Origin of the sequence: Halomonas sp. THAF5a, assembly GCF_009363755.1 — a bacterium.
Classification (GTDB): domain Bacteria; phylum Pseudomonadota; class Gammaproteobacteria; order Pseudomonadales; family Halomonadaceae; genus Halomonas.
Window position 1 is genome coordinate 184,918 of sequence record NZ_CP045417.1, and the last position, 21,850, is coordinate 206,767.

The window sequence follows — 21,850 nt, forward strand, 5'->3', positions numbered from 1 at the left end:
ACGCACGTCAGTGCAGGCGGTTTAGATGCCCCCTAGGATGAGCGCTCCGGCGGCCTAGCCGCCCCGACATCATCAGGAGAAGCCGCATGTCTCTGCCCCATCCGACGCTGTCGCTTGTGCGCCCGCTCGCCCCGAGTCGTGTGATCCGCGCCCTGGATCCCCGGGTGCCGCTGGGCATCAAGCGCCGGCTGGTGGAGCCGCTGCTCAACCGCACCTTCGCCGGGCCGCTCGCCGAGGGCGAGTTCGACGCCCTTGAGGGCCGCCGCATCAGCCTGACCGTCGAGGACCTCGGCGTGACGCTGACGCTGAGCCTCGTCGAGCAGCGCCTGGTGCTCTGCCTCGAGCCCGGCGAGGCGACCATCCGCGGCGGCTGGCGCGAGTTTCTGTGCCTTGCCACCCGGAGGGAGGATCCCGACAGCCTGTTCTTCCAGCGTCGCCTTTCGATCGAGGGCGACACCGAACTCGGCCTGATGGTTAAGAACCTGCTCGACGGGCTCGAGGAGGGCCTCGCCCAGGGGCGTCTCGGCGAGTGGCTGTTGCGCCTGGAGCGCCTCACGGCGCGCGATCGCTGACCCGCCGCCCCGCGTTTCTCTCGATACCGACTCCCCCGACACCGCTCTGGAGACCCCCCGACATGAGCACATCCGCCAAGGCCGTCAAGACCTCCAACGAGGTGCCCCTGCAGGCGCCGTCCCGCGACATCTGGGACGCCAAGTACCGCCTCAAGGACCGTCACGGCCACCCCGTGGACCAGGACGTCCCTGCCACCTGGGAGCGCGTCGCCAAGGCGCTCGCGGCGGTGGAGGGCGATCAGGCCGAGGCGTGGCTGCCGAAGTTTCGCTGGGCGCTGGAGAACGGTGCCATCCCGGCCGGGCGGATCATGTCCAATGCCGGCGCCGAGGCCTACAAGCCGGCGGTGAGCCTGATCAACTGCACCGTCTCGCGCACCATCCGCGATGCCATGCACGATATCCTCGACTCGGTGGTGGATGCCGGCATGACCCTCAAGGCGGGCTGCGGCATCGGCTACGACTTCTCGACCCTGCGACACAAGGGCGCCTTCGTGTTCGGCGCCGGCGCCGGCACCAACGGCCCGCTGGCGTTCATGGATATCTACGACAAGATGTGCTTCACGGTGGCCTCGGCGGGCGGGCGCCGCGGCGCCCAGATGGGCACCTTCGACGTCGGCCACCCCGACGTGCGCCAGTTCATCGAGGCCAAGCGCGAGGCGGGCCGGCTGCGCCAGTTCAATCTCTCGCTGCTGATCACCGACGAGTTCATGGAGGCGGTGAAGAACGACACCGACTGGCCGCTGGCCTTTCCCCTCCACCCGGGCGAGAAGGACGACGTCGAGGAGAGCGAGCTGATCTACCGCGACTGGCCGGTGATCGAGGAGGGCTACACCCTCGACGACGAGGGGCGCGTGGCCTGCCGCATCGTCGAGGTGATCCGCGCCCGGGAGCTGTGGGACACCATCATGGCCTCGACCTACGACTTCGCCGAGCCGGGCTTCATCCTGATCGACCAGGTCAACCGCATGAACAACAACTGGTTCTGCGAAGAGATCCGCGCCACCAATCCTTGCGGCGAACAGCCGCTGCCACCGGAGGGCGCCTGCCTGCTCGGCTCGGTGAACCTGACTCGGTTCGTCATCGACCCCTTCGGCAAGGCGCCGCGCTTCGACTGGGAGCGCTACCGCCAGGTGGTGGCGATCTTCACTCGCATGCTCGACAACGTGGTCGAGATCAGCGGCCTGCCCCTGGAGGGCCAGCGACGCGAGATCGAGGCCAAGCGCCGCCACGGCATGGGGTTCCTGGGCCTGGGCTCGACCCTGACCATGCTCAAGATTCCCTACGGCTCGGCGGAATCGCTCGCCTTCACCGAGGAGGTGAGTCGCACCCTGGCCCTCGAGGGCTGGAAGCAGGCCCTGGAACTCGCCCGCGAGAAGGGCGCGGCGCCGGCGCTCACCGAGGACTACGCGATCACCCCGCGGATGATGCGCGAGCGCCCCGAGCTCAAGCGCGACGGCTACGAGGTCGGCGACAAGGTGCCGGGGCGCATCCTCCACGCCCGCTACAGCCGCTACATGCAGAAGGTCGCCGAGGTGGAGCCGGAGCTGGTGGCGGCGCTGGCCGAGCACGGCGCGCGCTTCACCCACCACAGCTCGATCGCCCCCACGGGCACCATCTCGCTGTCGCTGGGCAATAACGCCTCCAACGGCATCGAGCCGTCTTTCTCGCACCGCTACTTCCGCAACGTCATCCAGTCGGGCAAGAAGACCAAGGAGCAGGTCGAGGTGGTCTCCTTCGAGCTGGCCGCCTACCGCCACTTCATCGCCGCCGAGGCGGTGGAGAGCGACCTGCCCGACTACTTCATCACCGCCGACGCGGTGAGCCCGAAGCAGCACGTGGCGGTGCAGGCGGCGGCCCAGGGGTGGGTCGACTCGGCGATCTCCAAGACGGTCAACGTGCCCACCGAGTTCGCCTTCGAGGAGTTCAAGGACCTCTACCTCGACGCCTACGCCAGCAAGCTCAAGGGCTGCACCACCTTCCGCTTCAATCCCGAGGCCTTTCAGGGCGTGCTGGTGCGCGAGGACGACCTCAAGAACACCACCTACGTCTTCGAGCTGGAGAACGGCGAGACCGTCGAACTCAGAGGCGACGAGAAGGTCATCTACGACGGCGAGGAGCACAATGCGGCGAATCTCTATGATGCGCTGAAGGAAGGCACCTATGGCAAGTGGTAAGCCAGTGTTCTCGAGCTGGCCCTCAGCGAGAGGCGCCGGGGATGAGCCGAAGAGGAGGTCCTACGCCATGGATGGCGTCGGTAGCGTACAAGGACGTATTCACAGCGCCTCCTCGCTGGTCCGACATTTCGGGGCTTGTCCCCGTCTCAGCCCCGAGCGATGGATGTCCAGTGCCACCCAACAACTTTTCGGAGGAGTCTCCTGATGGCCGTCGAGATCACTTCCAAGATCGTCTCCTACAGCGTCAAGAAGGCGGTGGAAGCCCCGCCGCTGGCCGAGGAGAACCCGCTCACGGTGCGCATCCCCTCGCGCCCCGAGGGCACCCTGGAGGCCGTGTCGGAGAAGATCTCCTACGTCGGCGCCGAGGGGCGCAAGAAGGTCTACCTGCTGGTCTCCTTCATGCCCGTGGAGGGCGTGGTCAACGGCAAGCGGGTGGTGATCGAGCGCCCGGTGGAGTTCTTCTTTCCCTCTGGCCAGCTCTCCAGCGAGCACCAGTGGATCACCGCCACCATGCGCAGCCTGTCGCTGGCCGCCCGGGGCGGCTACGTCACCCAGGCGGTGGCCGACCTGCGCAAGGTGGCCTGGGACAAGGGCCTGGTGCGCTGCGGCATGAACCGCTGGGGCAAGCCGGTGTTCCACGACTCCGAGGTCGCGGCCATCGCCTGGTCGATCCAGCAGATCCTCTACCGCCGCGGCTTCCTCGACCAGGATGGCCACCAGGTGCCGGTGGAGGAGCTGGTCAGCCGTTACGCCCAGCGCCTGGCGAGCGGCCGCCCCTGGCATCCGCCCACCCCGGAGGAGCTCGAGCAGGCCGACCGCCAGGCGCAGGAGCAGGGCGGTGGCCCCGCCGTGGTCGGCCACTGCCCCGAGTGCAACGGCGAGCTGATCATGATGGACGGCTGCCCCACCTGCTACTCCGGCTGCGGCTGGTCCAAGTGTGGATAAGCGGGCCCGCTAGAGGGCCTGTGGATAACGCGGGCCGGCCCGGCTGAACGCCCGCGATGGGGGTAATAGCGATGGAGAGACGCCCCGGGACGCAGCGCGTTCCGGGGCGTCTCTTTCATGTTGGCATGGGAAGGCGCGTTGCGCTCAGGGCGCGGCCGAGCCGCGGCTGTGGTCCATGCCCGGGCGGCCGTACCAGTAGCCGTCGCAGACCTCGGCCTCCACCAGCGCCAGCGGGTCGGGGGCGGGAAGGGCGCCTCGCCGCGCCGCATCGAAGGCCGCGACCACCTCGGCCATGCCCTCGGCGCGGGGACTCAGCCGGGCGCTCGCCACGCCCATCTCGGCCATGGTCGGCAGCTCGTGGCGCAGGTCCTGGCAGGCGCCGGAGAGGGTCTGGATGCCGTTCAGCGTGAACACCTCCCGGGATTCCTGGGAGCGCAGGGCGAGGCCCTCGGGATACTTCTGGCAGACGAACTGGCAGCGGTCCTTGGGCTTCTGGTGGCGCCGCGCGGTGAAGCAGCGTGACGACCAGGCCAGCGGCAGGTGACCGTAGGCGACGACCTCGCAGGGCTGCTCGAGCCCCCTGTCGCTACAGTCGGCCAGCAGCCGGGTCAGATCGTCTCGGGACATCTCCACCGGCGCCTGCCAGCCCTGCATGCCGGCGCGGGCCAGCACGGCCAGCGAGGCCGGGTTGTAGAGGTTCAGCGCGGCCCCGGCGACGAAGGGCAGGCCGGCAGCGGCGAGACGCTGCACCGCGCTCTGGTCGTTGGCCTCGACGGTGAACTCGCCATTGTCGCAGAGCCTGCGCAGGTCGCGCAGGTCGGCCTCGGACTCGATCAGGGTCTGGCTCGCCAGCACCACCCGCTTGCCGTTCTGGGCGAGCTCGCGGCCGATCCCCAGCCAGTCGTCGAGCTTCATGTCGCGGCGCCGGGAGCAGACCGACTCGCCCAGGGTGACGGTCTCGACGGGCCAGTCGGCGGCGGCGCAGTAGAAGGCGGCGTAGTCCTCGCGGGTCCAGTAGAAGAGCACCGGGCCAAGGCTCATTTCCAGGGTCGTGGCGGTCATGAGGTCTCCTATTTCCAGCGCCGCTCGTAGGCGCCCAGGGTGGTTGTGGCGCCCTCGGAGAGCTCGCCGAGGCCGGCCATCCAGGCGGGCTCGGCGCGGAAGTGCCCGGGGGCGCGCTCGACACGATCCAGGGCCTGGCGCCAGATGCCGGCGACCTTCGAGACGTAGGCGGGGCTGCGCTGGCGTCCCTCGATCTTCACCGCGCTGATGCCCAGCTCCTTGAGCTCCGGGAGCAGCTCCAGGGTGTTGAGACTGGTCGGCTCCTCGATGGCGTGGTAGGTCTCGCCTCCCACCGCGAAGCGCCCCTTGCACAGGGTCGGGTAGCCGGCCCGTTCGCCCTCGGCGTAGCGGTCGATCAGCACGCCGTTGAGGCGTGACTCCCGGCCCCGGGGGGTCTCCTCCCAACGCACGTGGGCCGCCGGCGAGCAGACGCCGCGGGTGTTGGGCGACTCGCCGGTGAGATACGACGACAGGTAGCAGCGCCCCTCGGCCATGATGCAGAGGCTGCCGAAGGCGAACACCTCGAGCTCCACCGGGCTCTGCTTCGCCAGGTCGCGGACCTGGGTGATCGAGAGCACCCGCGGCAGCACGGCGCGCTTGATGCCGAACTGCTCGTGGTAGAAGCGCAGCGCCTCATGGCTGGTCGCCGAGCCCTGCACCGAGAGGTGGCGGTCGAGGTGCGGGTGGCGGCGGGCGGCATAGTCGAGCAGCCCCATGTCGGCCAGGATCAGAGCGTCGACGCTGAGCTCGGCGGCCTGGTCCACGGCGCGGGTCCACATCGCCCAGCCGTCCGGCTGCGGGTAGGTATTGATGGCGCAGAACACCCGCTTTCCCCGGGCGTGGGCATAGTCGATGCCCTCCCCGGCGCGCTTGTCGGTGAAGTTGAGCCCGGCGAACTGGCGCGCGTTGGTGGTGTTCTGGAAGCCGAAGTAGACGGCATCGGCACCCTCGTTCACGGCTCGCTTGAGGGCGGGCAGGTTGCCGGCGGGGCAGACGAGCTCCATGGCGCGACTCCTCTCGATGAAATCCCGGCCATGCTAGTCGACCCGCCCGGCCCCGCCCTTGACGGGCGTCATCTCGGGCGGGCATTCGCCCCCGACGTGATCCAGGTCATGTCCTGTCCACCGTTCGGCTCCCGGCCGTGGCGGGCATGCGCGCCTGGCCTAGGCTATGATCAGGCCCGTTCACCGTGCGGGGTGACCATGGACATCGAGCGGCTCTTCGACGAGAGCTACGTGCGGGTGCTGAACCGCGAGGTCGAGGGGCAGGCGTTCTTCGCGATCTTCTACGACCGCTTCCTCGCCGCCTCGCCCGCGGTCGCCGAGAAGTTCCGCCATACCGACATGGCGCGCCAGCAGGCGATGCTCAAGAAGGCCTTCTACCACCTGCTGGCGTTCTACGCCTCGAGCCATACCGACTATTACCTGCAGCAGGTGGCGATCACCCACGACCGGGCCCACCGGGATATTTCTCCGAGGCTCTACGACCTCTGGCTCGAGAGTCTGATCGACACGGTGCGCGCCTTCGACGAGGCCTTCGACGACGACATCGAACTGGCCTGGCGGCTGGTGATGACCCCGGGCATCGTCTTCATGACCTTCCACTACGACCGGGGAAACGGCGACGGCTAGGACTTTCCGTGAACACCCTGGTGGGTTGACACGACTGGGCGCGTGCAGGGCCCCCGCGGGCGGACGTCCAGGGGGCGATGCCGCTGAGTCGGTAGACCTCGCGCCCGGTGCGAGGCGCCCTCAGCCGGCCGGCTCCGGATCCAGCGCCTGGCGCAGGTCGGCGAGCAGGTCCTCGACCTCCTCCAGGCCGATCGATAGCCGCAGCAGGTTGTCGCCGATGCCGCGCCGGGCGCGCTCCCGGGGCGAGAGATCGGCGTGGGAGGTGGTGCAGGGCTGGGTCACCAGGCTCTCGGCGCCGCCGAGGCTGGGCGCCAGCGCGAACAGCGCCAGCCGGTCGGCGACCCGGGCTGCCGCCTCGCCGCCGCCCGCCAGCTCGATGCCGAGCATGCCGCCGAACCCCGACATCTGGCGGCAGGCCAGCGCGTGCCCGGGATGGCTCGGAAGGCCCGGGTAGAGCACCCGGGCGAGGGCGGGGTGATTCGCTAGCGCCTCGGCGATCGTCTGGGCGGAGGCGCTGTGGCGCTGAACGCGCAGCGCCAGGGTGCGCAGGCTGCGGGACAGCAGCGCAGCCGTCTGGGGGGAGAGCGCCGTGCCCAGGCTCTGGCGCCATGCCCACATCGGCGACAGCACCTCGGCACTCCCCATCACGGCGCCGGCGGTAAGGTCGCCGTGGCCCCCCAGGTACTTGGTGGCGCTGTGCACCACCAGGTCGGCGCCCAGTGCCAGCGGATTCTGGTTGATCGGCGTGGCGAAGGTGCCGTCCACCGCGACCAGGGCGCCGTGACGGTGGGCCTGCTCGGCCACCGCGGCGACATCGATCAGCTGGAGCCTGGGGTTGGTCGGCGTCTCCAGATAGACCAGGCCCGCGCCCGCGACCAGGTATCGCTCCAGCGCCTCGGCGTCATGGCCCTCGAGCAGGCAGTGCGTGTCGATGCCCAAGCCCGGCAGATGTCGCTCGAGCAGGCTCATGGTGCCGCCGTAGACCTCGCCGAGGCAGACGATGCCGCGCCGGCCGTGGGTCAGCAGCAGCGCGCTGATGGCGGCCATGCCCGAGCAGAAGGCCCAGGCCGACTCGGCCTGCTCCAGCGCCGCCAGGGTCTCCTCAAGGGCGTAGAGCGTGGGATTCTGGCCGTAGCGGGTATAGAGAGGGGCGCGTCGGCGCCCCTCGGTGACCTCGCGCAGCGCCGCGGTGTCGGGGTAGGCGAAGGTGGTGGTGTCGTAGATCGGCATGTGCGGGCTGCCGAAGGCGTCGCGCTGCCGCTGAGCGTGAATGGCCCGGGTCGCGGGGCCGTGGCGGGGCGGTTGGGAAGAGGACATGGGAACTCCTTCGCGCGGTGAGAGGATTGGACGCGGCCCCGGCCCCCGGCGGGGAGGCCGTCCCGGGGTCGGGGTGGCATGACCGGGCCCGACGTGCCGTCAGGCGGCCTCGAGGGGGCGGGAGGGGCCGAAGTGCTCGTAGTGGCGACGTTCCGCCGGCACGCCGAGGTCGGCCAGTGCCCGATCCACGGCGGTCATGAAGCCCGGGGGGCCAACGAAGTAGCAGCGGGCGCCCTCGGGCAGCAGATCGGCGAGCAGCTCGCGGTCGATGCGACCGATATGGTCGGCGTCGGCGCCGCGCTCATGGACGCTCACGGCATGCAGTCGCTGCGGGTGCGCGGAGGCCAGCGCCGCCACCTCGTCGCGGAAGGCGTGGTGCTCGGCGTCCAGGGCGGCGTGCAGGTAGATCACCCGGCGTCCCGCGGCCAGGGCGTGGCGCGCCATCGGCAGCAGCGGGGTCTGGCCGACGCCGCCGGAGGCCAGCAGCAGGGGCTCGTCCTCACCCTGCAGGATCAGCTCGCCGGCGGGCGGCAGCAGCTCCAGGGTGTCACCCACCGCCATGGCATCGTGGAAGTGGCGGCTCGCCCGGCCCTCGGGCTCGCGCTTGATCGAGATCCGGTAGGAGCGGCCGTTGGGCACGTCCGAGAGGCTGTAGTGGCGATAGAGCGGCTCGCCGTCGATGGTCAGCCGCACGCCGATGAACTGGCCGGGCGCGTGATCGGCCACCAGGCCGCCGTCCTCGGGCTCCAGCACGAAGGAACGGATCACCGCGCTCTCGCGGCGGATCTCGGCGATGCGAAAGCGCCGCGTGCCGCGCCAGCCGCCGGGGCGCTCGGCGAAGGCCCGGTAGCGGTGATCCTCCAGCTCGATGAGCAGGCCGGCGAGCTCCTCGTAGAGGGCGCTCCAGGCTCCGGCGACCTCCGGGGTCACCGCCTCGCCCAGCACCTCGCCGATGGCGGCCATCAGGCACTCGCCGACGATGGGGTACTGATCGGGCCGGATGCCCAGGGCGACGTGCTTGCCGACGATAGTACCCAGCGCCCCCCTGGCCTGCTGGGTATCCTCGCGCAGCCCCACGTAGGCCAGCACCGCGCCGGCCAGCGCCCGGGGCTGTCCGCCGTCGCGCTGATGGGCCTCGTTGAACAGCGGCTTCACCTCGGGGTAGCGCGAGAACATCAGCGGATAGAAGCGCTGGGTGATGGCGTCGAGATGCTCCGCCACCGTGGGCGCGGTGGCGGCGATCAGGCGTTCCTGGTCTGGGGTCAGCATGGCGGGGCTCCGGTCAGGGGTGTCTTTTAAAGTGCATTTAAAATACATCTTAAAGCCTGGCCCCGTCATCTCGCGGCGCTGACGCAAAATGTCGCAGGGATCAGTAAGCCCAGACGATGGTCATCAGCAGGCCCCAGGCCAGCACGCCGGCGGCCATGATCGTGTAGGCGGCCGACATGGTGTTGACGTCGTTGTCGCTGCGTCCACACAGCGCCTGCAGGCCGTGATAGAGCAGCTGACAGGAGATGCCGAGCGCCGTCAGCACGGCCAGGACGCCGAGCAGCAGGCTGGGGATCAGCAGGACGAGGGCCGAGGACCAGAGCGGCAGCGGCGCCAGGGCGGCCAGCAGGTAGGCGTCGTGATAGCTGATCGACAGCTCCCGGGTGCTGTTGACCACGGAGTGGATCAGCCAGCCCATCAGGAAGAAGGTGAGCAGCTCGGCCAGGAACAGGATGGTGGTGATGAAGCGCCACTCCCGGTCGGCGAAACCCATCACGAAGTCGTCGCCGTAGTGGGTGCCGGCGTAGTAGAGCATCACCGGGGGCAGCAGCGACATGGGTAGCACCAAACACCAGGCCAGCACGGGAATCGGCGTCTGGCGCTGTTGAAGCGACTTCCAGCCGGCCTGGCGGGTGAAGGGCAGCTTGAAGATCGTCACGGGGTTCATGGGAGGCTCCTCGCGTCCGGGCATGATAAAATATCACGGCATGATATAGTTGCTTAACCTTTTAGGCCCCGGCCCCCTCCCTGTCAAGCGACACGGACGCCGCCGGATCGCCCCACTTCCCTCTTTCGGATCGAGAACGGCCATGATCGACGACGCCTTGACCAAGCAGGACTTCCAGCGGCTCTCGCACTTCCGCTACCAGCTGCGCTGCTTCCTGCGCCAGAGCGATGACATCTGCCGCGAACACGGCCTGACGCCGCTGCAGTACCAGCTGCTGCTGCACCTGCTTGGCGGGGAGGGGAGCGAGTGGGCCTCGGTGGGAGAGCTGGCTGAGCGGCTCCAGGCGAAACACCACGGCACGGTGGCGCTGGTGGATCGCTGCGAGCAGCTGGGCCTGGTGGAGCGACGCACGAGTCGTGCCGACCGGCGGCGCACCGAGGTGCATCTGCTGCCCCGCGGAAGCGAGCTGGCCCGGCGCATTGCCGAGCTGCATCAGCCCGAGCTGCGCCATCTGCAGGAGGAGTTCCATCTCCCCGGCTGGCCCGAACTCTCCTGAGCCCCTCGTCGGGGCCCCTTGTCCCCTGAGGGGGCACCATCTACCGAGTGGACAAGCCGTCATGCCTTGCTGCGCTCGATGTCCAGGCCTGCGGCGGTGCCGAAACGCCGACCCGGTCAGCGCCTTATGGAACCGCCAGTCACCTCCTCGTCCTCCACTCCGCCGGCGGCCAGATTCCGGTTGCTGGCGACAGGAAGGAACGGCTCTTCTCGTAAGAAGTATTCTTGATGCCAGTCAAGGAAGGAGGAGAGAGCCCGGGCCACAATGGCCATCACCAAGCGTTCCAGTCGGGTATGGCGCCATGCATTCGACCTCCTCCGTTAGCTCCTCCTCGCTATCGCACCTGCCGGTGACGAGGCTGGCCTTTCGTCCCTTCTTCCTGCTGGCCGCGCTCTATGGCTTGGCGGCGATGACCGTGTGGCTGGCCTTCTGGCACGGCGACATCCTGCTGCGCCCGGTCGGCGGGCTGATGTTCTGGCACCAGCACGAGATGCTGTTCGGCTTCGCCGCCGCGGTGGTGGCGGGTTTCCTGCTCACCGCGGTGCAGAACTGGACGGGGCTGCCAAGCCTCCGGGGCGCGCCGCTGCTGGCGCTGGTCGCGCTCTGGCTGGCCGCACGGGGCCTGATGGCCTTCCCGGTGGGCATGCCGGCGTGGCTGCCGATGCTGGTCGACCTGGTCTTCCTGCCGGTGGTGGCCGTGGTGATGGCGAGCCTGGTGATCCGCGCCCGCCGCTGGCGCAACCTGATCTTCCTGCCGGCGCTGGGGTTGTTGACCCTGGCCAACCTGGCCATGCACCTCGGCGTGCTCACCGGCGAGGCCGAGCTGATCCGCCAGGCCGCCTACCTGGCGGTGCTCACGATCACCCTGCTGATGGTGGTGGTGGGCGGCCGGGTCATCGCCATGTTCACCGCCAATCGCCTGGGCCTCACCCGCCGGCCGGCGCTCCCCGCCCTGGAGTATGCAAGCCTCGGCAGCGTGATGGTCGTGGTGCTGGCCCAGGGGCTCGCCGTGCTCGGCGTGGCGCTGCCGGGCGCGCTCTTCGCCGTCCTGCTGGGGCTGGCGGCGCTGGCCAACGCGCTGCGCCTGGCGGGCTGGGACGGCCTTCATAGCTGGCGCGAGCCGCTGCTCTGGGGCCTGCACGGCAGCTACGCCTTCATCCCGGTGGGCCTGGCGATGTGGGCGCTGGCGGCGCTGGGCATGTTCCGCGTGGAGCTTGCCGTGCACGCCCTGACCGTCGGCGGCATGGGCACCATGATGCTGGCGATGATGTCGCGGGTGTCGCTCGGCCATACCGCGCGTCCCATCCGCACCCTGCCGGGCATCGGCGTGGCGCTCGGCCTGATGCTCGCCGCCGCCGTGCTGCGCTCGCCGGTGCTGGCGCTGGCCCCCCAGATCACCCACTGGACCTACAACCTAGGCATTCTCTTCTGGTGCCTGGCATATGCGATCTTCCTGTTCCACTATACGGGGCCGCTGCTGTCGGTTCGGGCCGACGGCAAGGACGGATAGGACACCGCTCCGCCATCGACGCCGAGGATACCGCGCCCGTGGAACACTACGCTCTGATCAAGCACCTGCACGTCACTGTCGCCGCCCTGAGCCTCGCCTTCTTCCTGCTGCGGGCCTGGTGGTCGGTACGCGAGGCGCCGCTGCTACAGCGGCGCTGGGTGAAGATCGCGCCCCATCTCATCGACACCGCCCTGCTGGGGCTCGGCGTGACGCTGATGGTGCTGCTCTCCGCCTGGCCCCACCAGCAGCCCTGGCTCGCCGCCAAGCTGATCGCCCTGCTGGTCTACATCGGCCTGGGTGCCCTGGCGATCAAGCGCGGCCGCACCCCCGCGGTACGCGCGACGTCGGCGCTGGCCGCGCTGGCCACCTTCGCCTACATGGTGGGGGCGGCCGTGACCCACAGCCCGCTCTCCTGGCTGGCCTGAGGCCAGGCGCGCCTGCGCTGAGCCGTATGCGCTGATCTATACTGCCCCCGCCACTCGTCTGCAGAAGGATGATCTCATGTCGAAACAGGAACTCCCCGCCGGTGCCGGTCAGGTGGCCGAGCAGTATCCCGAGGTGTGGTCGGCTTACGCCGAACTCGGCCGGGCCTGTGCCGAGTCCGGCCCGCTGGACGCGCGCACTCGCCGCCTGATCAAGCTGGCGTTGGCCGTGGGCGCGCGCTCCGAGGGGGCGGTACACTCCCACGTGCGCCGCGGCCTGGAAGAAGGCGAGTCCGCCGAGGCCCTGAAGCAGGTGGCCATGCTGGCTATCCCCACCCTGGGCCTGCCTGGGGGCGTCGCGGCCCTGACCTGGATCGAAGACATCACCGAAGCCTGAGGTATCGCGGCCATGGTGGCCGCTTGGACAAGCGTTTAAACGCGAGTTGGTCACGCCGTTCCGGGGTCTGCTAGGTTCGAGGCTGTTGCATCAGCAGCAATCGATTTATCAGACCCCGGAGTCATTTCATGCGGTACAACAACAAGACACTGCTCTCCCTCTCTACTGCGGCCCTCTGCGTCGGCATGGTCTCCTCCGCCTCGGCGGCCACTCTGGACGAGGTGAAGGAGCGCGGCGAGCTTCGCTGCGGCGTCAACGTGGGCCTCTCCGGTTTCTCCTCGCCGGACGAGAACGGCACCTGGCAGGGGCTGGACGTGGAGACCTGCCGCGGCATCGCCGCCGCGATCTTCGACGACCCCGAGGCGGTCTCCTTCACGCCGCTGACCGCCAAGGAGCGATTCACCGCCCTGCAGTCCGGCGAGATCGATGTCCTCTCGCGCAACACCACCTGGACCGCGACCCGCGACAACTCGCTGGGGCTGAACTTCACCGCCACCACCTTCTACGACGGCCAGGGCTTCATGGTGGCCAAGGATCTGGGCATCGAGGGGCCCGAGCAGTTCGACGGCGCCTCGATCTGCATCCAGTCCGGCACCACCCACGAGCTCAACCTGGCCGATTACTTCCCCTCCCGCGGCATCGATATCCAGACCGTCACCTTCGACACCCCCGACCAGACCGCTCAGGGCTTCGCTAGCGGCCGCTGCGACATCCTGACCTCCGATACCTCCCAGCTCAGCGCCCTGCGTCTGCAGCTGCCCGAGCCCGACAGCGTCGAGATTCTCGAAACGCTGATCTCCAAGGAGCCGCTCGGCCCCGTGGTTCGTCAGGGCGACGACCAGTGGCTGGATATCGTCAAGTGGTCGATCTTTGCCATGGTCAACGCCGAGGAACTCGGCGTGAACAGCGACAACGTCGATGAGATGAAGGCCGATCCGCCTAACCCCCAGGTGGCGCGCCTGCTGGGCGTGGACGGCGACTACGGCGAGCAGATGGGGCTCGAGAACGACTGGGCCTACCGGCTGATCACCCACGTCGGCAACTACGGAGAAGTGTTCGCCGGCACCGTGGGCACGGACTCGCCCATGCAGATCAGCCGCGGCGTGAACGCGCTGTGGGACGAGGGCGGCATCCTCTACGCCCCGCCGGTCCGCTGATCTCCCGGACACCGAACGTTCCCTGAACGGGCATCACGCATGGCGACATGCGTGATGCCGTGTCGTTGACGTCCACGAGGCTCGATATGCTGCGTTCTTCTTCACGGGAGCGGGGGCCGCTGTGGCGTGACCCCACCTTCCGCGCCCTGCTGGTGCAGGGCATCCTGCTGCTGGCGCTGGGGGGCTTCATCGCCATGGTGGTGTCGAACACCCTGGCCAACCTCGAGGCCCGGGGCATCACCACCGGCTTCGGCTTCCTCCAGGACCGTGCCGGCTTCTCCATCCCCCAGACCCTGGTCGCCTACTCCGGCGACAGCACCTATGCCCGCACCTTCGTGGTAGGGCTGCTCAACACCCTGCTGGTCTCCGCCATGGGCATCGTCGCAGCGACCCTGATCGGCTTCGCCGTAGGCATCGCCCGGCTGTCGCCCAACTGGCTGCTGGCCCGACTGGCCACCGCCTACGTCGAGATCTTCCGCAACATCCCGCTGCTGGTGCAGATCCTGTTCTGGTACTTCGCCGTACTCCAGGCCCTGCCGAGCCCGCGCAACAGCCATTCGCTGTTCGAGGCGATCTTCCTCAACGTGCGCGGCGTAGTATTGCCCGACCCCCAGCCGCTGCCCGGCTTCGCCGCCACCCCCTGGGCACTGCTGGTCGCGGTGATCGCCACCGCCCTGCTGGTGCGCTACGCCCGGCGGCGCCAGGCTCGCACCGGCCAGGCGCTGCCAGTCTTCAAGCTCGGCGCGCTGATCCTCGTCGGCCTGCCGGCGCTGGTCTTCGTCGCCACGGGCATGCCGCTCGACTGGTCCATCCCGTCGCTTGCCGGTTTCAACTTCCAGGGCGGCGTGACGATCCTGCCCGAGCTGATGGCGCTGTGGCTGGCGCTCTCGATCTACACCGCTTCCTTCATTGCCGAAATCGTGCGCTCTGGCATCCAGTCGGTGCCCCAGGGCCAGGTAGAGGCGGCCAAGGCGCTGAGCCTGCCGGGCGGCGTCATCCTGCGCAAGGTGGTGATTCCCCAGGCGATGCGGGTGATCGTGCCGCAGCTGACCAGCCAGCACCTCAACCTGATCAAGAACTCCTCGCTGGCCACGGCGATCGGCTATCCGGACCTGGTGGCGGTGTTCTCCGGCACGGCTCTGAACCAGACCGGCCAGGCGATCGAGATCGTCGCCATGACCATGGCCGTCTACCTGCTGATCAACCTGCTGGTGTCCGCGCTGATGAACCTCTATAACGCGCGCACGCTGCTCAAGGAGCGCTGAGATGGTCCAGACCACGACCGCGACCGAGATGGTCGCCGAGCGTCGGCCCCCCGACCTGCGCCGCGGCCTGCTCGGTTGGCTGCACGCCAACCTCTTCAATACCCTGCTCAACGGAGTGGTGACTCTGATCACCGTAACCCTGCTGGCCATGCTGCTTTGGCCCGCGCTGCAGTGGGCGGTGTTTCAGGCCGACTGGCTCGGCGACTCCCGGGAGGCGTGCAGCGGCGAGGGGGCCTGCTGGGTCTTCATCAGCGCACGCTTCGAGTCGATCGTCTACGGCTTCTATCCCGAGGCCGAACGCTGGCGGGTGAACCTGGTCTTCGCCCTGCTGGCGGCGCTGATCGCCTGGCTCGCCATCCCGAGCCTGCCCGCCAAGCGCTGGGTGGGCGCGTTCGCCCTGGTGGGCTTCCCGCTGCTCGCCTTCCTGCTGCTGGCGGGGGGGAACTTCGGCCTTCCGGCCGTGCCGACCCGCAACTGGGGCGGGGTGATGCTGACCCTGACCATCGCCGTCGTGGGGATCGTCGGCTCGCTGCCCATCGGCGTGGTGCTGGCACTGGGACGGCGCTCGCAGATGCCGCTGGTGCGAGGCTTCTGCGTGGTGTTCATCGAGTTCTGGCGCGGCGTGCCGCTGATCACCGTGCTGTTCATGGCCTCGGTGATGCTGCCGCTGTTCGTGCCTGCCCAGGTGGAGTTCGACAAGCTGCTGCGGGCGCTGGTGGGCATCATGCTCTTCTGGAGCGCCTACATGGCCGAGGTGGTGCGCGGCGGTCTCCAGGCGATTCCCCGCGGCCAGGAGGAGGCCGCCAAGGCGCTGGGCATGGGCTACTGGCAGCGCATGGCGCTGATCGTGCTGCCCCAGGCGCTCAAGCTGGTCATCCCCGGCATCGTCAACACCTTCATCGCACTGTTCAAGGACACCTCGCTGGTGTTGATCATCGGGCTCTTCGATCTGCTGGCGATCATCCGTGCGGGGCTCACCGACAGCAACTGGTTGGGTTTCGCCACTGAGGGCTACGTCTTCGCGGCCCTGGTGTTCTGGGTGTTCTGCTTCAGCATGTCGCGCTATAGCCAGTACATCGAACGGCGCCTGCACACCGGCCATCGGAACTGACCATCATCAACGGGACACACTCATGAATCAGGCAACTGCTGCCCGGGCCGACGCGCCCATGGTCGAGATCACCGGGCTCAACAAGTGGTACGGCGACTTCCACGTGCTGCGCGACATCAACCTGACGGTCGCCCAGGGCGAACGCATCGTCATCTGTGGCCCCTCGGGGTCGGGCAAGTCGACGCTGATCCGCTGCATCAACCACCTCGAGGAGCACCAGGAGGGGCGCATCGTGGTCAACGGCCTGCCGATGACCCGCGACGTGAAACGCATCGAGCAGATCCGCCGTAACGTCGGCATGGTGTTCCAGCACTTCAACCTCTTTCCCCACCTGAGCGTGCTGGACAACTGCTGCATCTCCCAGACCTGGGTGCAGAGGAAGCCCCGCGCGGAGGCCGAGCGCACGGCACTGGAGATCCTCGAGCGGGTGCAGATCGCCGACCAGGCCCGCAAGTACCCGGGCCAGCTCTCCGGTGGCCAGCAGCAGCGGGTGGCCATCGCCCGGGCGCTGTGCATGCAGCCGGAGGTGATGCTCTTCGATGAGCCGACCTCGGCGTTGGATCCGGAGATGATCAAGGAGGTGCTCGACGTCATGGTCGAGCTGGCCCAGGACGGCATGACCATGCTCTGCGTGACCCACGAGATGGGCTTCGCCAAGACCGTGGCCGACCGGGTGATCTTCATGGATCAGGGCCAGATCATCGAAGAGGCGCCCCCCGAGACCTTCTTCAATCATCCGCGCTCCGAGCGCACCAGGCTCTTCCTCGGCCAGATCCTCGGCCACTGAGCCCCTCCCAGGCGGCGGCTACGCGGCCGTCGCCCTCCTCTTCCCGAAAATTGATCGACGTCAAGGCTCCATACCATGCCCTGCTGCTACTCTTAACATGTATTTTTTATACATCTTAAAAGAGGCACAGGGCCGCTTGCCGTGAGAGGCGGCGGCGCTGCCACACGAGCAAGGGGGTATGGTCCATGGCCGACGGTCTCACCAAGTCGGCGGCCCGCAACATCTTCTACGGCGGGTCGCTGTTCTTCTTTCTGCTGTTCGCCGCGCTGACGGCCCACAGCCACTGGTACATGGTCAACACGTCCACCGACAGCGAGGGGCTCACCGAGTCCGTCAAGCACGGCAAGGAAGTGTGGGAAAAGAACATGTGCATCAATTGCCACAGCATCATGGGCGAGGGCGCCTACTTCGCGCCGGAGCTGGGCAACGTCTGGGAGCGCTACGGCGGTCACAAGAATCCCGACGCGGCCCGTGCGGGCCTCGCCGCCTGGATCCGCGCGCAGCCGCTGGGGGCCGAGGGGCGCCGCCAGATGCCCGCCTACGACTTCAGCGAGGAGGAGATGCAGGCGCTGATCGACTTCCTGGAGTGGACCGACGGCATCGACGACCAGGGCTGGCCGCCGCACCCTGCCGGCTGAGCCGGGGACCGCGGATCAATCGAGGAGAACGAGACCGATGAAATACGAAACCCAGAGGGTGGCGCTGCCCTTCTTCATGGTGGCCATGGCGCTCTTCGCGCTGCAGGTGGTCTTCGGGCTGCTGGCCGCCACCGTCTACGCCTGGCCCAACTTCATGGCCGAGCTGATGCCCTTCAACATCATGCGCGTCAGCCATACCAACCTGCTGATCGTCTGGCTGCTGCTGGGCTTCATGGGCTGCACCTACTATCTGATGCCGGAAGAGGCCGAGCAGGAGATCCACAGCCCGACCATCGCCTATATCCAGCTGGCGCTCTTCGCCTTCGCCGGTGCCGCCGCGCTGGTCGGCTACCAGTTCGGGATCCACGAGGGGCGCGAGTTCCTCGAGCAGCCGTTCTGGGTCAAGGTGCTGATCACCATCTCGTTTCTGATGTTTTTGTTCAACACCAGCATGACGCTGGCCAAGGGTCGCAAGACCGCCATCAACCTGGTGCTGATGCTGGGCCTGTGGCTGGCCGCGGTGTTCTGGCTGTTCGCCTTCTATAACCCGACCAACCTCGCCGTGGACAAGCTCTACTGGTGGTGGGTGGTGCACCTCTGGGTCGAGGGCGTCTGGGAGCTGATCATGGCCTCGTTGCTGGGCTACCTGTTGATCAAGATGACCGGCGTCGACCGCGAGGTGATCGAGAAGTGGCTCTACGTCATCGTCGGCCTGTCGCTCTTCTCGGGCCTGCTGGGAACCGGCCACCACTACTACTGGATCGGCGCGCCGAGCTACTGGCAGCCCATCGGCAGCATCTTCTCCACTCTGGAGGTGATCCCCTTCTTCGCCATGGTGGTGTTCGCCTTCACCATGTTCTGGAAGGGCAGCCGCAACCATCCCAACAAGGCCGCCATGCTGTGGGCCCTGGGCTGCCCGACCGTGGCCTTCTTCGGCGCCGGCGTGTGGGGCTTCATGCACACCCTGCACTGGATCAACTACTACAGCCACGGCACCCAGGTCACCGCCGCCCACGGCCACCTGGCCTTCTATGGCGCCTACGTGATGCTGATCCTGGGCGTGATCACCTTCGCCATGCCGCAGCTGCGCCGCGTGCAGCCCTATAACCAGGTGCTGAACATGTGGGGCTTCTGGGTCATGACCGGCGCCATGTGCTTCATGACCTTCACGCTGACCTTCGCCGGGGTCGTCCAGACCCACCTGCAGCGCGTGCTGGGCATGAACTACATGGAAGTCCAGGACCAGCTCGGCCTCTTCTACCTGATGCGCCTGGGCGCCGGCGTGGCCGTGGCCATTGGCGCGGTGATGTTGATCTACGCCTTCTTCGGCCCTGCCCGCGAGCAGGTGCCGGCCGGCGGCACCCAGCTGACCGCAGGCCCCGAGCGCGCCTGATCCGCCGAGGGTCCCGCTCGGGGCCCTCGTTCACTCACCCCGACGGGAGTGACCCCCATGTCCCTTTCCCCCGTGGCCATCCACGCCGACGAGCAGGCGATGCCCTACTATCAGAGCGTCAGCAACGAGTGCGCCCTGTTCGACCAGGCCTTTCGGCAGCGCCTGCCGGTGTTGCTCAAGGGGCCGACCGGTTGCGGCAAGACGCGCTTCGTCCACCACATGGCGGCCAGGCTCGGCAAGCCGCTCTACACCGTCTCCTGCCACGACGACCTGACCGCCGCCGATCTGACCGGGCGCTACCTGCTGCAGGGCGGCGAGACCCGCTGGGTCGACGGCCCGCTGACCCGCGCGGTGCGAGAGGGCGGCATCTGCTACCTCGACGAGGTGGTGGAGGCGCGCAAGGACGTCACCGTGGTGCTGCACCCGCTCACCGACGACCGCCGCCTGCTGCCGCTGGAGCGCACCGGCGAGCTGCTCGAGGCGCCGGACGACTTCATGCTGGTGGTCTCCTACAACCCGGGTTATCAGCACATCCTCAAGTCGCTCAAGCCGAGTACCCGCCAGCGCTTCGTGGCGATGTCCTTCGACTTCCCACCGCCGGCGGTGGAGCGCGACATCGTCGCCCGGGAGAGCGGTCTCGCCCCCGACCGCTGCGCGGCCCTGGTCAACCTGGCGGCGAGCCTGCGCGCCATGAAGGGCCAGGACCTGGAGGAGGGCGTCTCCACCCGGCTGCTGGTCTACTGCGCGATCCTGATCGGCGCCGGCATGCCGATCCTGGAGGCCGCCCGCGCCACCCTGGTGGAGCCGCTCTCGGATGACGCGGACGTCCAGGAGGGGCTGATGGAGGCCATCCAGGCCACCTTCGGTTAATCAGGTATCACATGGAACAGAGGGAGAAAGGGGGCGTCGGGGACAAGCCGAAGAGGAGGTCCTACGCCATGGATGGCGTCGGTAGCGTACAGGGAGGTATTCACAGCGCCTCCTCGCAGGCTTGTCCCCGAATTAGCCCCTTTCAATACCCGGGAGCTTGATCATGCTGGACTTTCTTGAGGTCGAGGAGACCGTCGGCCGCTTCTGGCACCGCTGGGCGTCCGGCGCGGCGAGCTACCCGGACCACCCCGAGGCGGCGGTGACCCTCGAGAGCCTGCGCCCCATGCTCGGCGTCTTCTTCCGCGCCGGCGGCGGCGAGGCGGGGGTCGAGGTGGCCGCCATCGCCCGGCGTGCCTCGGCGCACCGGCTGAGCCTGCGCCAGCGCCTGGGCCTTGACGAGGAGGACCTCGACCAGGCCCGCCGCGACGAGGAGCACCTGCTGCTGCCGCCGCGCCTGGCGCTGTTTCCCGAGGCCGCCCTCAACCGCGACCTCTACCTATGGCTCACCGCCTTCCTGGCCGAGGCCCGGCCGCTGACGCCGCCCGCGGACCCGCTGCAGGCCGATCTCGCGCGCCTGCGCGAGGCGCGCCGCACCGCCAGGGCGGCGCTGTCGCGCTTCCCGGGTCTGACGGAGCGCTACGTGCGCCTGAGCGGCGAACTGCTGGCGATCCGTCCGAGACGCAAGGGCCTGCCGCCCAGGGAGGCCGCCCTGGAGGCCGCCCTGCGCGCGGAGCTCGGCGACCCCGACCCCGAGGAGGCCTGGGCCCGGGCCATGCAGCGGGCCATCCGCGAGCCGGATCGTCCCCTGGAGGACTTCCGCGCCCCGCGCGGCTATCGCCCGCTGCTGCCGGTGCCGCTCTGGGGTCAGGCCATCACCCTGGGCACCCGCGACGCGGCCCGCGAGGCGTCGCCGGACGACGACGAGGCGCCGGCCGGCGCCTCCCCGGAAGACGACGGCGGCAAGCGCAAGGCCGACCGGCGAGAGCAGGACCAGGCCGACCGCGACGATCCGCTGATGCTCAACAACATGGAGAAGATGCTCTCCTGGGCCGAGATGGTGAACCTCAACCGCCACGTCGACGACGAGGAAGAGGAGGAGGCCCGCCAGGCCGCCGACCAGATCGACGAGATCGTGCTCACCCCCAACCGCAAGCGGGCGGCCTCGACGCTCAAGCTCGACCTCGACCTGGCCCCCGACGCGGCCGGCGGCGGCCGGCTGGCGGGGCGCCACACCTACCCCGAGTGGAACCATCGCAGGCAGGCCTACCTGCCCGACCACTGCGTGGTGCTCAGCGGCGTGCAGGAGGAGGAGGGCGAGGCGTGGGCACCGGACGAGCTGACCCGCCGGCGCATCCGCCGGGTGCGCCGCGAGTTCGAGGCCCTGCGCCCGCGGCGCGAGCTGCTGCGCGGCCAGCTCGACGGCTTTGATCTCGACATGGACGCGGTGATCCGCGCCCGCTGCGACCTGGCGGCCACCGGCGAGTCCAGCGACCGGCTCTACGTCGACAGCCGCACCCAGGCCCGGGACCTGGCGGTGTCGATCCTGGTCGACGTCTCGCTCTCCACCGAGGCCTGGCTGGAGGATCGCCGGGTGCTGGACGTGGCCAAGGAGGCGCTGCTGGTGCTGGGCCACGGCCTGGCCGGATGCGGCGACGACTACGCCATCCACAGCTTCACCTCCCAGCGGCGCCACAAGGTGTGGGTGAAGACCCTCAAGGACTTCGAGGAGCCTATGGGGGAGCGGGTCTCGCGTCGTATCTCGGCGCTCAAGCCGGGTAGCTATACCCGCATGGGGCCGGCCATTCGTCATCTCTCCAAGCAACTGAGCGAGCGCCCCAACCGTCACCGGCTGCTACTGCTGCTCACTGATGGCAAGCCCAACGATAACGACTACTACGAGGGGCGCTACGGCATCGAGGACACCCGCAAGGCGGTGCTCGAGGCGCGGCGTCAGGAGGTGAAAGTGTTCGGTGTGACCATCGACCGCGAGGCGGGCCGCTACATTCCCCACCTGTTCGGTCGCGGCGGCTATGCCATCGTGCAACGCCCCGAGCACCTCTCCCTGGCGCTGCCGGGCATCTATCGCCAGATCATTGCCACCTGAGGA

The 21,850-nt window shown here is 68.5% G+C and carries 21 protein-coding genes; 16 read left to right on the plus strand and 5 right to left on the minus strand.

Going from position 1 to position 21,850, the window contains the following annotated elements:
* The first annotated feature begins 86 nt into the window (after positions 1–86).
* From FIU83_RS00795 to FIU83_RS00805, 3 genes are all read left to right on the plus strand, one after another.
* The gene (locus FIU83_RS00795; protein ID WP_152482306.1) at positions 87–572 is read left to right on the plus strand and encodes an SCP2 domain-containing protein; all 486 of its coding nucleotides are present in this window, start codon (positions 87–89) and stop codon (positions 570–572) included.
* Between the two features lie 62 nt (positions 573–634).
* Entirely contained in the window at positions 635–2,746 is a 2,112-nt protein-coding gene (locus FIU83_RS00800) for an adenosylcobalamin-dependent ribonucleoside-diphosphate reductase (RefSeq protein WP_152482307.1), read from the plus strand.
* Between the two features lie 204 nt (positions 2,747–2,950).
* Positions 2,951–3,691 (plus strand): ribonucleoside-diphosphate reductase, encoded by a 741-nt coding sequence (locus FIU83_RS00805; RefSeq protein ID WP_152482308.1) that lies wholly within the window; start codon positions 2,951–2,953, stop codon positions 3,689–3,691.
* 144 nt (positions 3,692–3,835) lie between these two features.
* Here the strand turns inward: FIU83_RS00805 and FIU83_RS00810 are convergent, their stop codons facing one another.
* Both FIU83_RS00810 and FIU83_RS00815 read right to left on the minus strand, forming a co-directional pair.
* A complete protein-coding gene (locus FIU83_RS00810) occupies positions 3,836–4,753 on the minus strand; it encodes a U32 family peptidase (RefSeq protein ID WP_152482309.1) in 918 nt (305 codons plus the stop codon).
* Between the two features lie 8 nt (positions 4,754–4,761).
* Entirely contained in the window at positions 4,762–5,757 is a 996-nt protein-coding gene (locus FIU83_RS00815) for a peptidase U32 family protein (protein WP_152482310.1), read from the minus strand.
* Positions 5,758–5,955: 198 nt separating this feature from the next.
* Here FIU83_RS00815 and FIU83_RS00820 point away from each other — a divergent pair, with 198 nt between their 5' ends.
* The gene (locus FIU83_RS00820; protein WP_152482311.1) at positions 5,956–6,384 is read left to right on the plus strand and encodes a globin; all 429 of its coding nucleotides are present in this window, start codon (positions 5,956–5,958) and stop codon (positions 6,382–6,384) included.
* Between the two features lie 120 nt (positions 6,385–6,504).
* Here the strand turns inward: FIU83_RS00820 and FIU83_RS00825 are convergent, their stop codons facing one another.
* The 3 genes from FIU83_RS00825 to FIU83_RS00835 all read right to left on the minus strand — a co-directional run bounded on the left by FIU83_RS00825 (position 6,505) and on the right by FIU83_RS00835 (position 9,637).
* A complete protein-coding gene (locus FIU83_RS00825) occupies positions 6,505–7,701 on the minus strand; it encodes a PLP-dependent aspartate aminotransferase family protein (protein WP_152482312.1) in 1,197 nt (398 codons plus the stop codon).
* Positions 7,702–7,800: 99 nt separating this feature from the next.
* Positions 7,801–8,970 carry a globin domain-containing protein gene (locus tag FIU83_RS00830; RefSeq protein ID WP_152482313.1) on the minus strand — a complete coding sequence of 390 codons (1,170 nt, stop codon included), beginning with the start codon at positions 8,968–8,970 and terminating at the stop codon, positions 7,801–7,803.
* 100 nt (positions 8,971–9,070) lie between these two features.
* Positions 9,071–9,637: a YIP1 family protein gene (locus tag FIU83_RS00835; RefSeq protein ID WP_152482314.1), complete on the minus strand. Its 567-nt coding sequence runs from the start codon at positions 9,635–9,637 to the stop codon at positions 9,071–9,073.
* Between the two features lie 142 nt (positions 9,638–9,779).
* Between FIU83_RS00835 and FIU83_RS00840 the strand changes: the two genes are divergently transcribed.
* The 12 genes from FIU83_RS00840 (at position 9,780) to FIU83_RS00895 (ending at position 21,847) form a co-directional block, all read left to right on the plus strand.
* A complete protein-coding gene (locus FIU83_RS00840; RefSeq protein ID WP_152482315.1) occupies positions 9,780–10,193 on the plus strand; it encodes a MarR family winged helix-turn-helix transcriptional regulator in 414 nt (137 codons plus the stop codon).
* A 301-nt stretch (positions 10,194–10,494) separates the two neighbouring features.
* The gene (locus tag FIU83_RS00845; RefSeq protein ID WP_152482316.1) at positions 10,495–11,703 is read left to right on the plus strand and encodes an NnrS family protein; all 1,209 of its coding nucleotides are present in this window, start codon (positions 10,495–10,497) and stop codon (positions 11,701–11,703) included.
* A gap of 38 nt (positions 11,704–11,741) precedes the next feature.
* On the plus strand, positions 11,742–12,128 hold the full coding sequence (locus FIU83_RS00850; RefSeq protein WP_152482317.1) for a SirB2 family protein: 387 nt from the start codon (positions 11,742–11,744) through the stop codon (positions 12,126–12,128).
* A gap of 76 nt (positions 12,129–12,204) precedes the next feature.
* Positions 12,205–12,522 (plus strand): carboxymuconolactone decarboxylase family protein, encoded by a 318-nt coding sequence (locus FIU83_RS00855; protein ID WP_152482318.1) that lies wholly within the window; start codon positions 12,205–12,207, stop codon positions 12,520–12,522.
* A gap of 128 nt (positions 12,523–12,650) precedes the next feature.
* Positions 12,651–13,679 (plus strand): amino acid ABC transporter substrate-binding protein, encoded by a 1,029-nt coding sequence (locus FIU83_RS00860; RefSeq protein WP_152482319.1) that lies wholly within the window; start codon positions 12,651–12,653, stop codon positions 13,677–13,679.
* A gap of 86 nt (positions 13,680–13,765) precedes the next feature.
* Positions 13,766–14,944, plus strand: a complete 1,179-nt coding sequence (locus tag FIU83_RS00865) for an amino acid ABC transporter permease (protein ID WP_152482320.1) — start codon at positions 13,766–13,768, stop codon at positions 14,942–14,944.
* Between the two features lie 28 nt (positions 14,945–14,972).
* A complete protein-coding gene (locus FIU83_RS00870) occupies positions 14,973–16,055 on the plus strand; it encodes an amino acid ABC transporter permease (RefSeq protein WP_152485198.1) in 1,083 nt (360 codons plus the stop codon).
* A 22-nt stretch (positions 16,056–16,077) separates the two neighbouring features.
* Positions 16,078–16,842, plus strand: coding sequence for an amino acid ABC transporter ATP-binding protein (locus FIU83_RS00875; RefSeq protein WP_172975997.1), 765 nt, complete (start codon positions 16,078–16,080; stop codon positions 16,840–16,842).
* Positions 16,843–17,027: 185 nt separating this feature from the next.
* Positions 17,028–17,480 carry a c-type cytochrome gene (locus tag FIU83_RS00880; RefSeq protein ID WP_152482321.1) on the plus strand — a complete coding sequence of 151 codons (453 nt, stop codon included), beginning with the start codon at positions 17,028–17,030 and terminating at the stop codon, positions 17,478–17,480.
* Between the two features lie 37 nt (positions 17,481–17,517).
* Complete coding sequence (locus FIU83_RS00885) at positions 17,518–18,873, plus strand: cbb3-type cytochrome c oxidase subunit I (protein WP_152482322.1); 1,356 nt, start codon at positions 17,518–17,520, stop codon at positions 18,871–18,873.
* Between the two features lie 57 nt (positions 18,874–18,930).
* Positions 18,931–19,743, plus strand: a complete 813-nt coding sequence (locus tag FIU83_RS00890) for a CbbQ/NirQ/NorQ/GpvN family protein (RefSeq protein ID WP_152482323.1) — start codon at positions 18,931–18,933, stop codon at positions 19,741–19,743.
* Positions 19,744–19,906: 163 nt separating this feature from the next.
* The gene (locus FIU83_RS00895) at positions 19,907–21,847 is read left to right on the plus strand and encodes a nitric oxide reductase activation protein NorD (protein WP_152482324.1); all 1,941 of its coding nucleotides are present in this window, start codon (positions 19,907–19,909) and stop codon (positions 21,845–21,847) included.
* Positions 21,848–21,850: the final 3 nt, after the last annotated feature.

What these genes read in the sequence shown, in the direction of transcription:
- FIU83_RS00795 (WP_152482306.1), top strand. Translation starts at nt 87, where the DNA reads ATGTCTCTGCCCCATCCGACGCTGTCGCTTGTGCGCCCGCTCGCCCCG.
- FIU83_RS00800 (WP_152482307.1), top strand. Translation starts at nt 635, where the DNA reads ATGAGCACATCCGCCAAGGCCGTCAAGACCTCCAACGAGGTGCCCCTG.
- FIU83_RS00805 (WP_152482308.1), top strand. Translation starts at nt 2,951, where the DNA reads ATGGCCGTCGAGATCACTTCCAAGATCGTCTCCTACAGCGTCAAGAAG.
- FIU83_RS00810 (WP_152482309.1), bottom strand. Translation starts at nt 4,753, where the DNA reads ATGACCGCCACGACCCTGGAAATGAGCCTTGGCCCGGTGCTCTTCTAC.
- FIU83_RS00815 (WP_152482310.1), bottom strand. Translation starts at nt 5,757, where the DNA reads ATGGAGCTCGTCTGCCCCGCCGGCAACCTGCCCGCCCTCAAGCGAGCC.
- FIU83_RS00820 (WP_152482311.1), top strand. Translation starts at nt 5,956, where the DNA reads ATGGACATCGAGCGGCTCTTCGACGAGAGCTACGTGCGGGTGCTGAAC.
- FIU83_RS00825 (WP_152482312.1), bottom strand. Translation starts at nt 7,701, where the DNA reads ATGTCCTCTTCCCAACCGCCCCGCCACGGCCCCGCGACCCGGGCCATT.
- FIU83_RS00830 (WP_152482313.1), bottom strand. Translation starts at nt 8,970, where the DNA reads ATGCTGACCCCAGACCAGGAACGCCTGATCGCCGCCACCGCGCCCACG.
- FIU83_RS00835 (WP_152482314.1), bottom strand. Translation starts at nt 9,637, where the DNA reads ATGAACCCCGTGACGATCTTCAAGCTGCCCTTCACCCGCCAGGCCGGC.
- FIU83_RS00840 (WP_152482315.1), top strand. Translation starts at nt 9,780, where the DNA reads ATGATCGACGACGCCTTGACCAAGCAGGACTTCCAGCGGCTCTCGCAC.
- FIU83_RS00845 (WP_152482316.1), top strand. Translation starts at nt 10,495, where the DNA reads ATGCATTCGACCTCCTCCGTTAGCTCCTCCTCGCTATCGCACCTGCCG.
- FIU83_RS00855 (WP_152482318.1), top strand. Translation starts at nt 12,205, where the DNA reads ATGTCGAAACAGGAACTCCCCGCCGGTGCCGGTCAGGTGGCCGAGCAG.
- FIU83_RS00860 (WP_152482319.1), top strand. Translation starts at nt 12,651, where the DNA reads ATGCGGTACAACAACAAGACACTGCTCTCCCTCTCTACTGCGGCCCTC.
- FIU83_RS00865 (WP_152482320.1), top strand. Translation starts at nt 13,766, where the DNA reads ATGCTGCGTTCTTCTTCACGGGAGCGGGGGCCGCTGTGGCGTGACCCC.
- FIU83_RS00870 (WP_152485198.1), top strand. Translation starts at nt 14,973, where the DNA reads ATGGTCGCCGAGCGTCGGCCCCCCGACCTGCGCCGCGGCCTGCTCGGT.
- FIU83_RS00875 (WP_172975997.1), top strand. Translation starts at nt 16,078, where the DNA reads ATGAATCAGGCAACTGCTGCCCGGGCCGACGCGCCCATGGTCGAGATC.
- FIU83_RS00880 (WP_152482321.1), top strand. Translation starts at nt 17,028, where the DNA reads ATGGCCGACGGTCTCACCAAGTCGGCGGCCCGCAACATCTTCTACGGC.
- FIU83_RS00885 (WP_152482322.1), top strand. Translation starts at nt 17,518, where the DNA reads ATGAAATACGAAACCCAGAGGGTGGCGCTGCCCTTCTTCATGGTGGCC.
- FIU83_RS00890 (WP_152482323.1), top strand. Translation starts at nt 18,931, where the DNA reads ATGTCCCTTTCCCCCGTGGCCATCCACGCCGACGAGCAGGCGATGCCC.
- FIU83_RS00895 (WP_152482324.1), top strand. Translation starts at nt 19,907, where the DNA reads ATGCTGGACTTTCTTGAGGTCGAGGAGACCGTCGGCCGCTTCTGGCAC.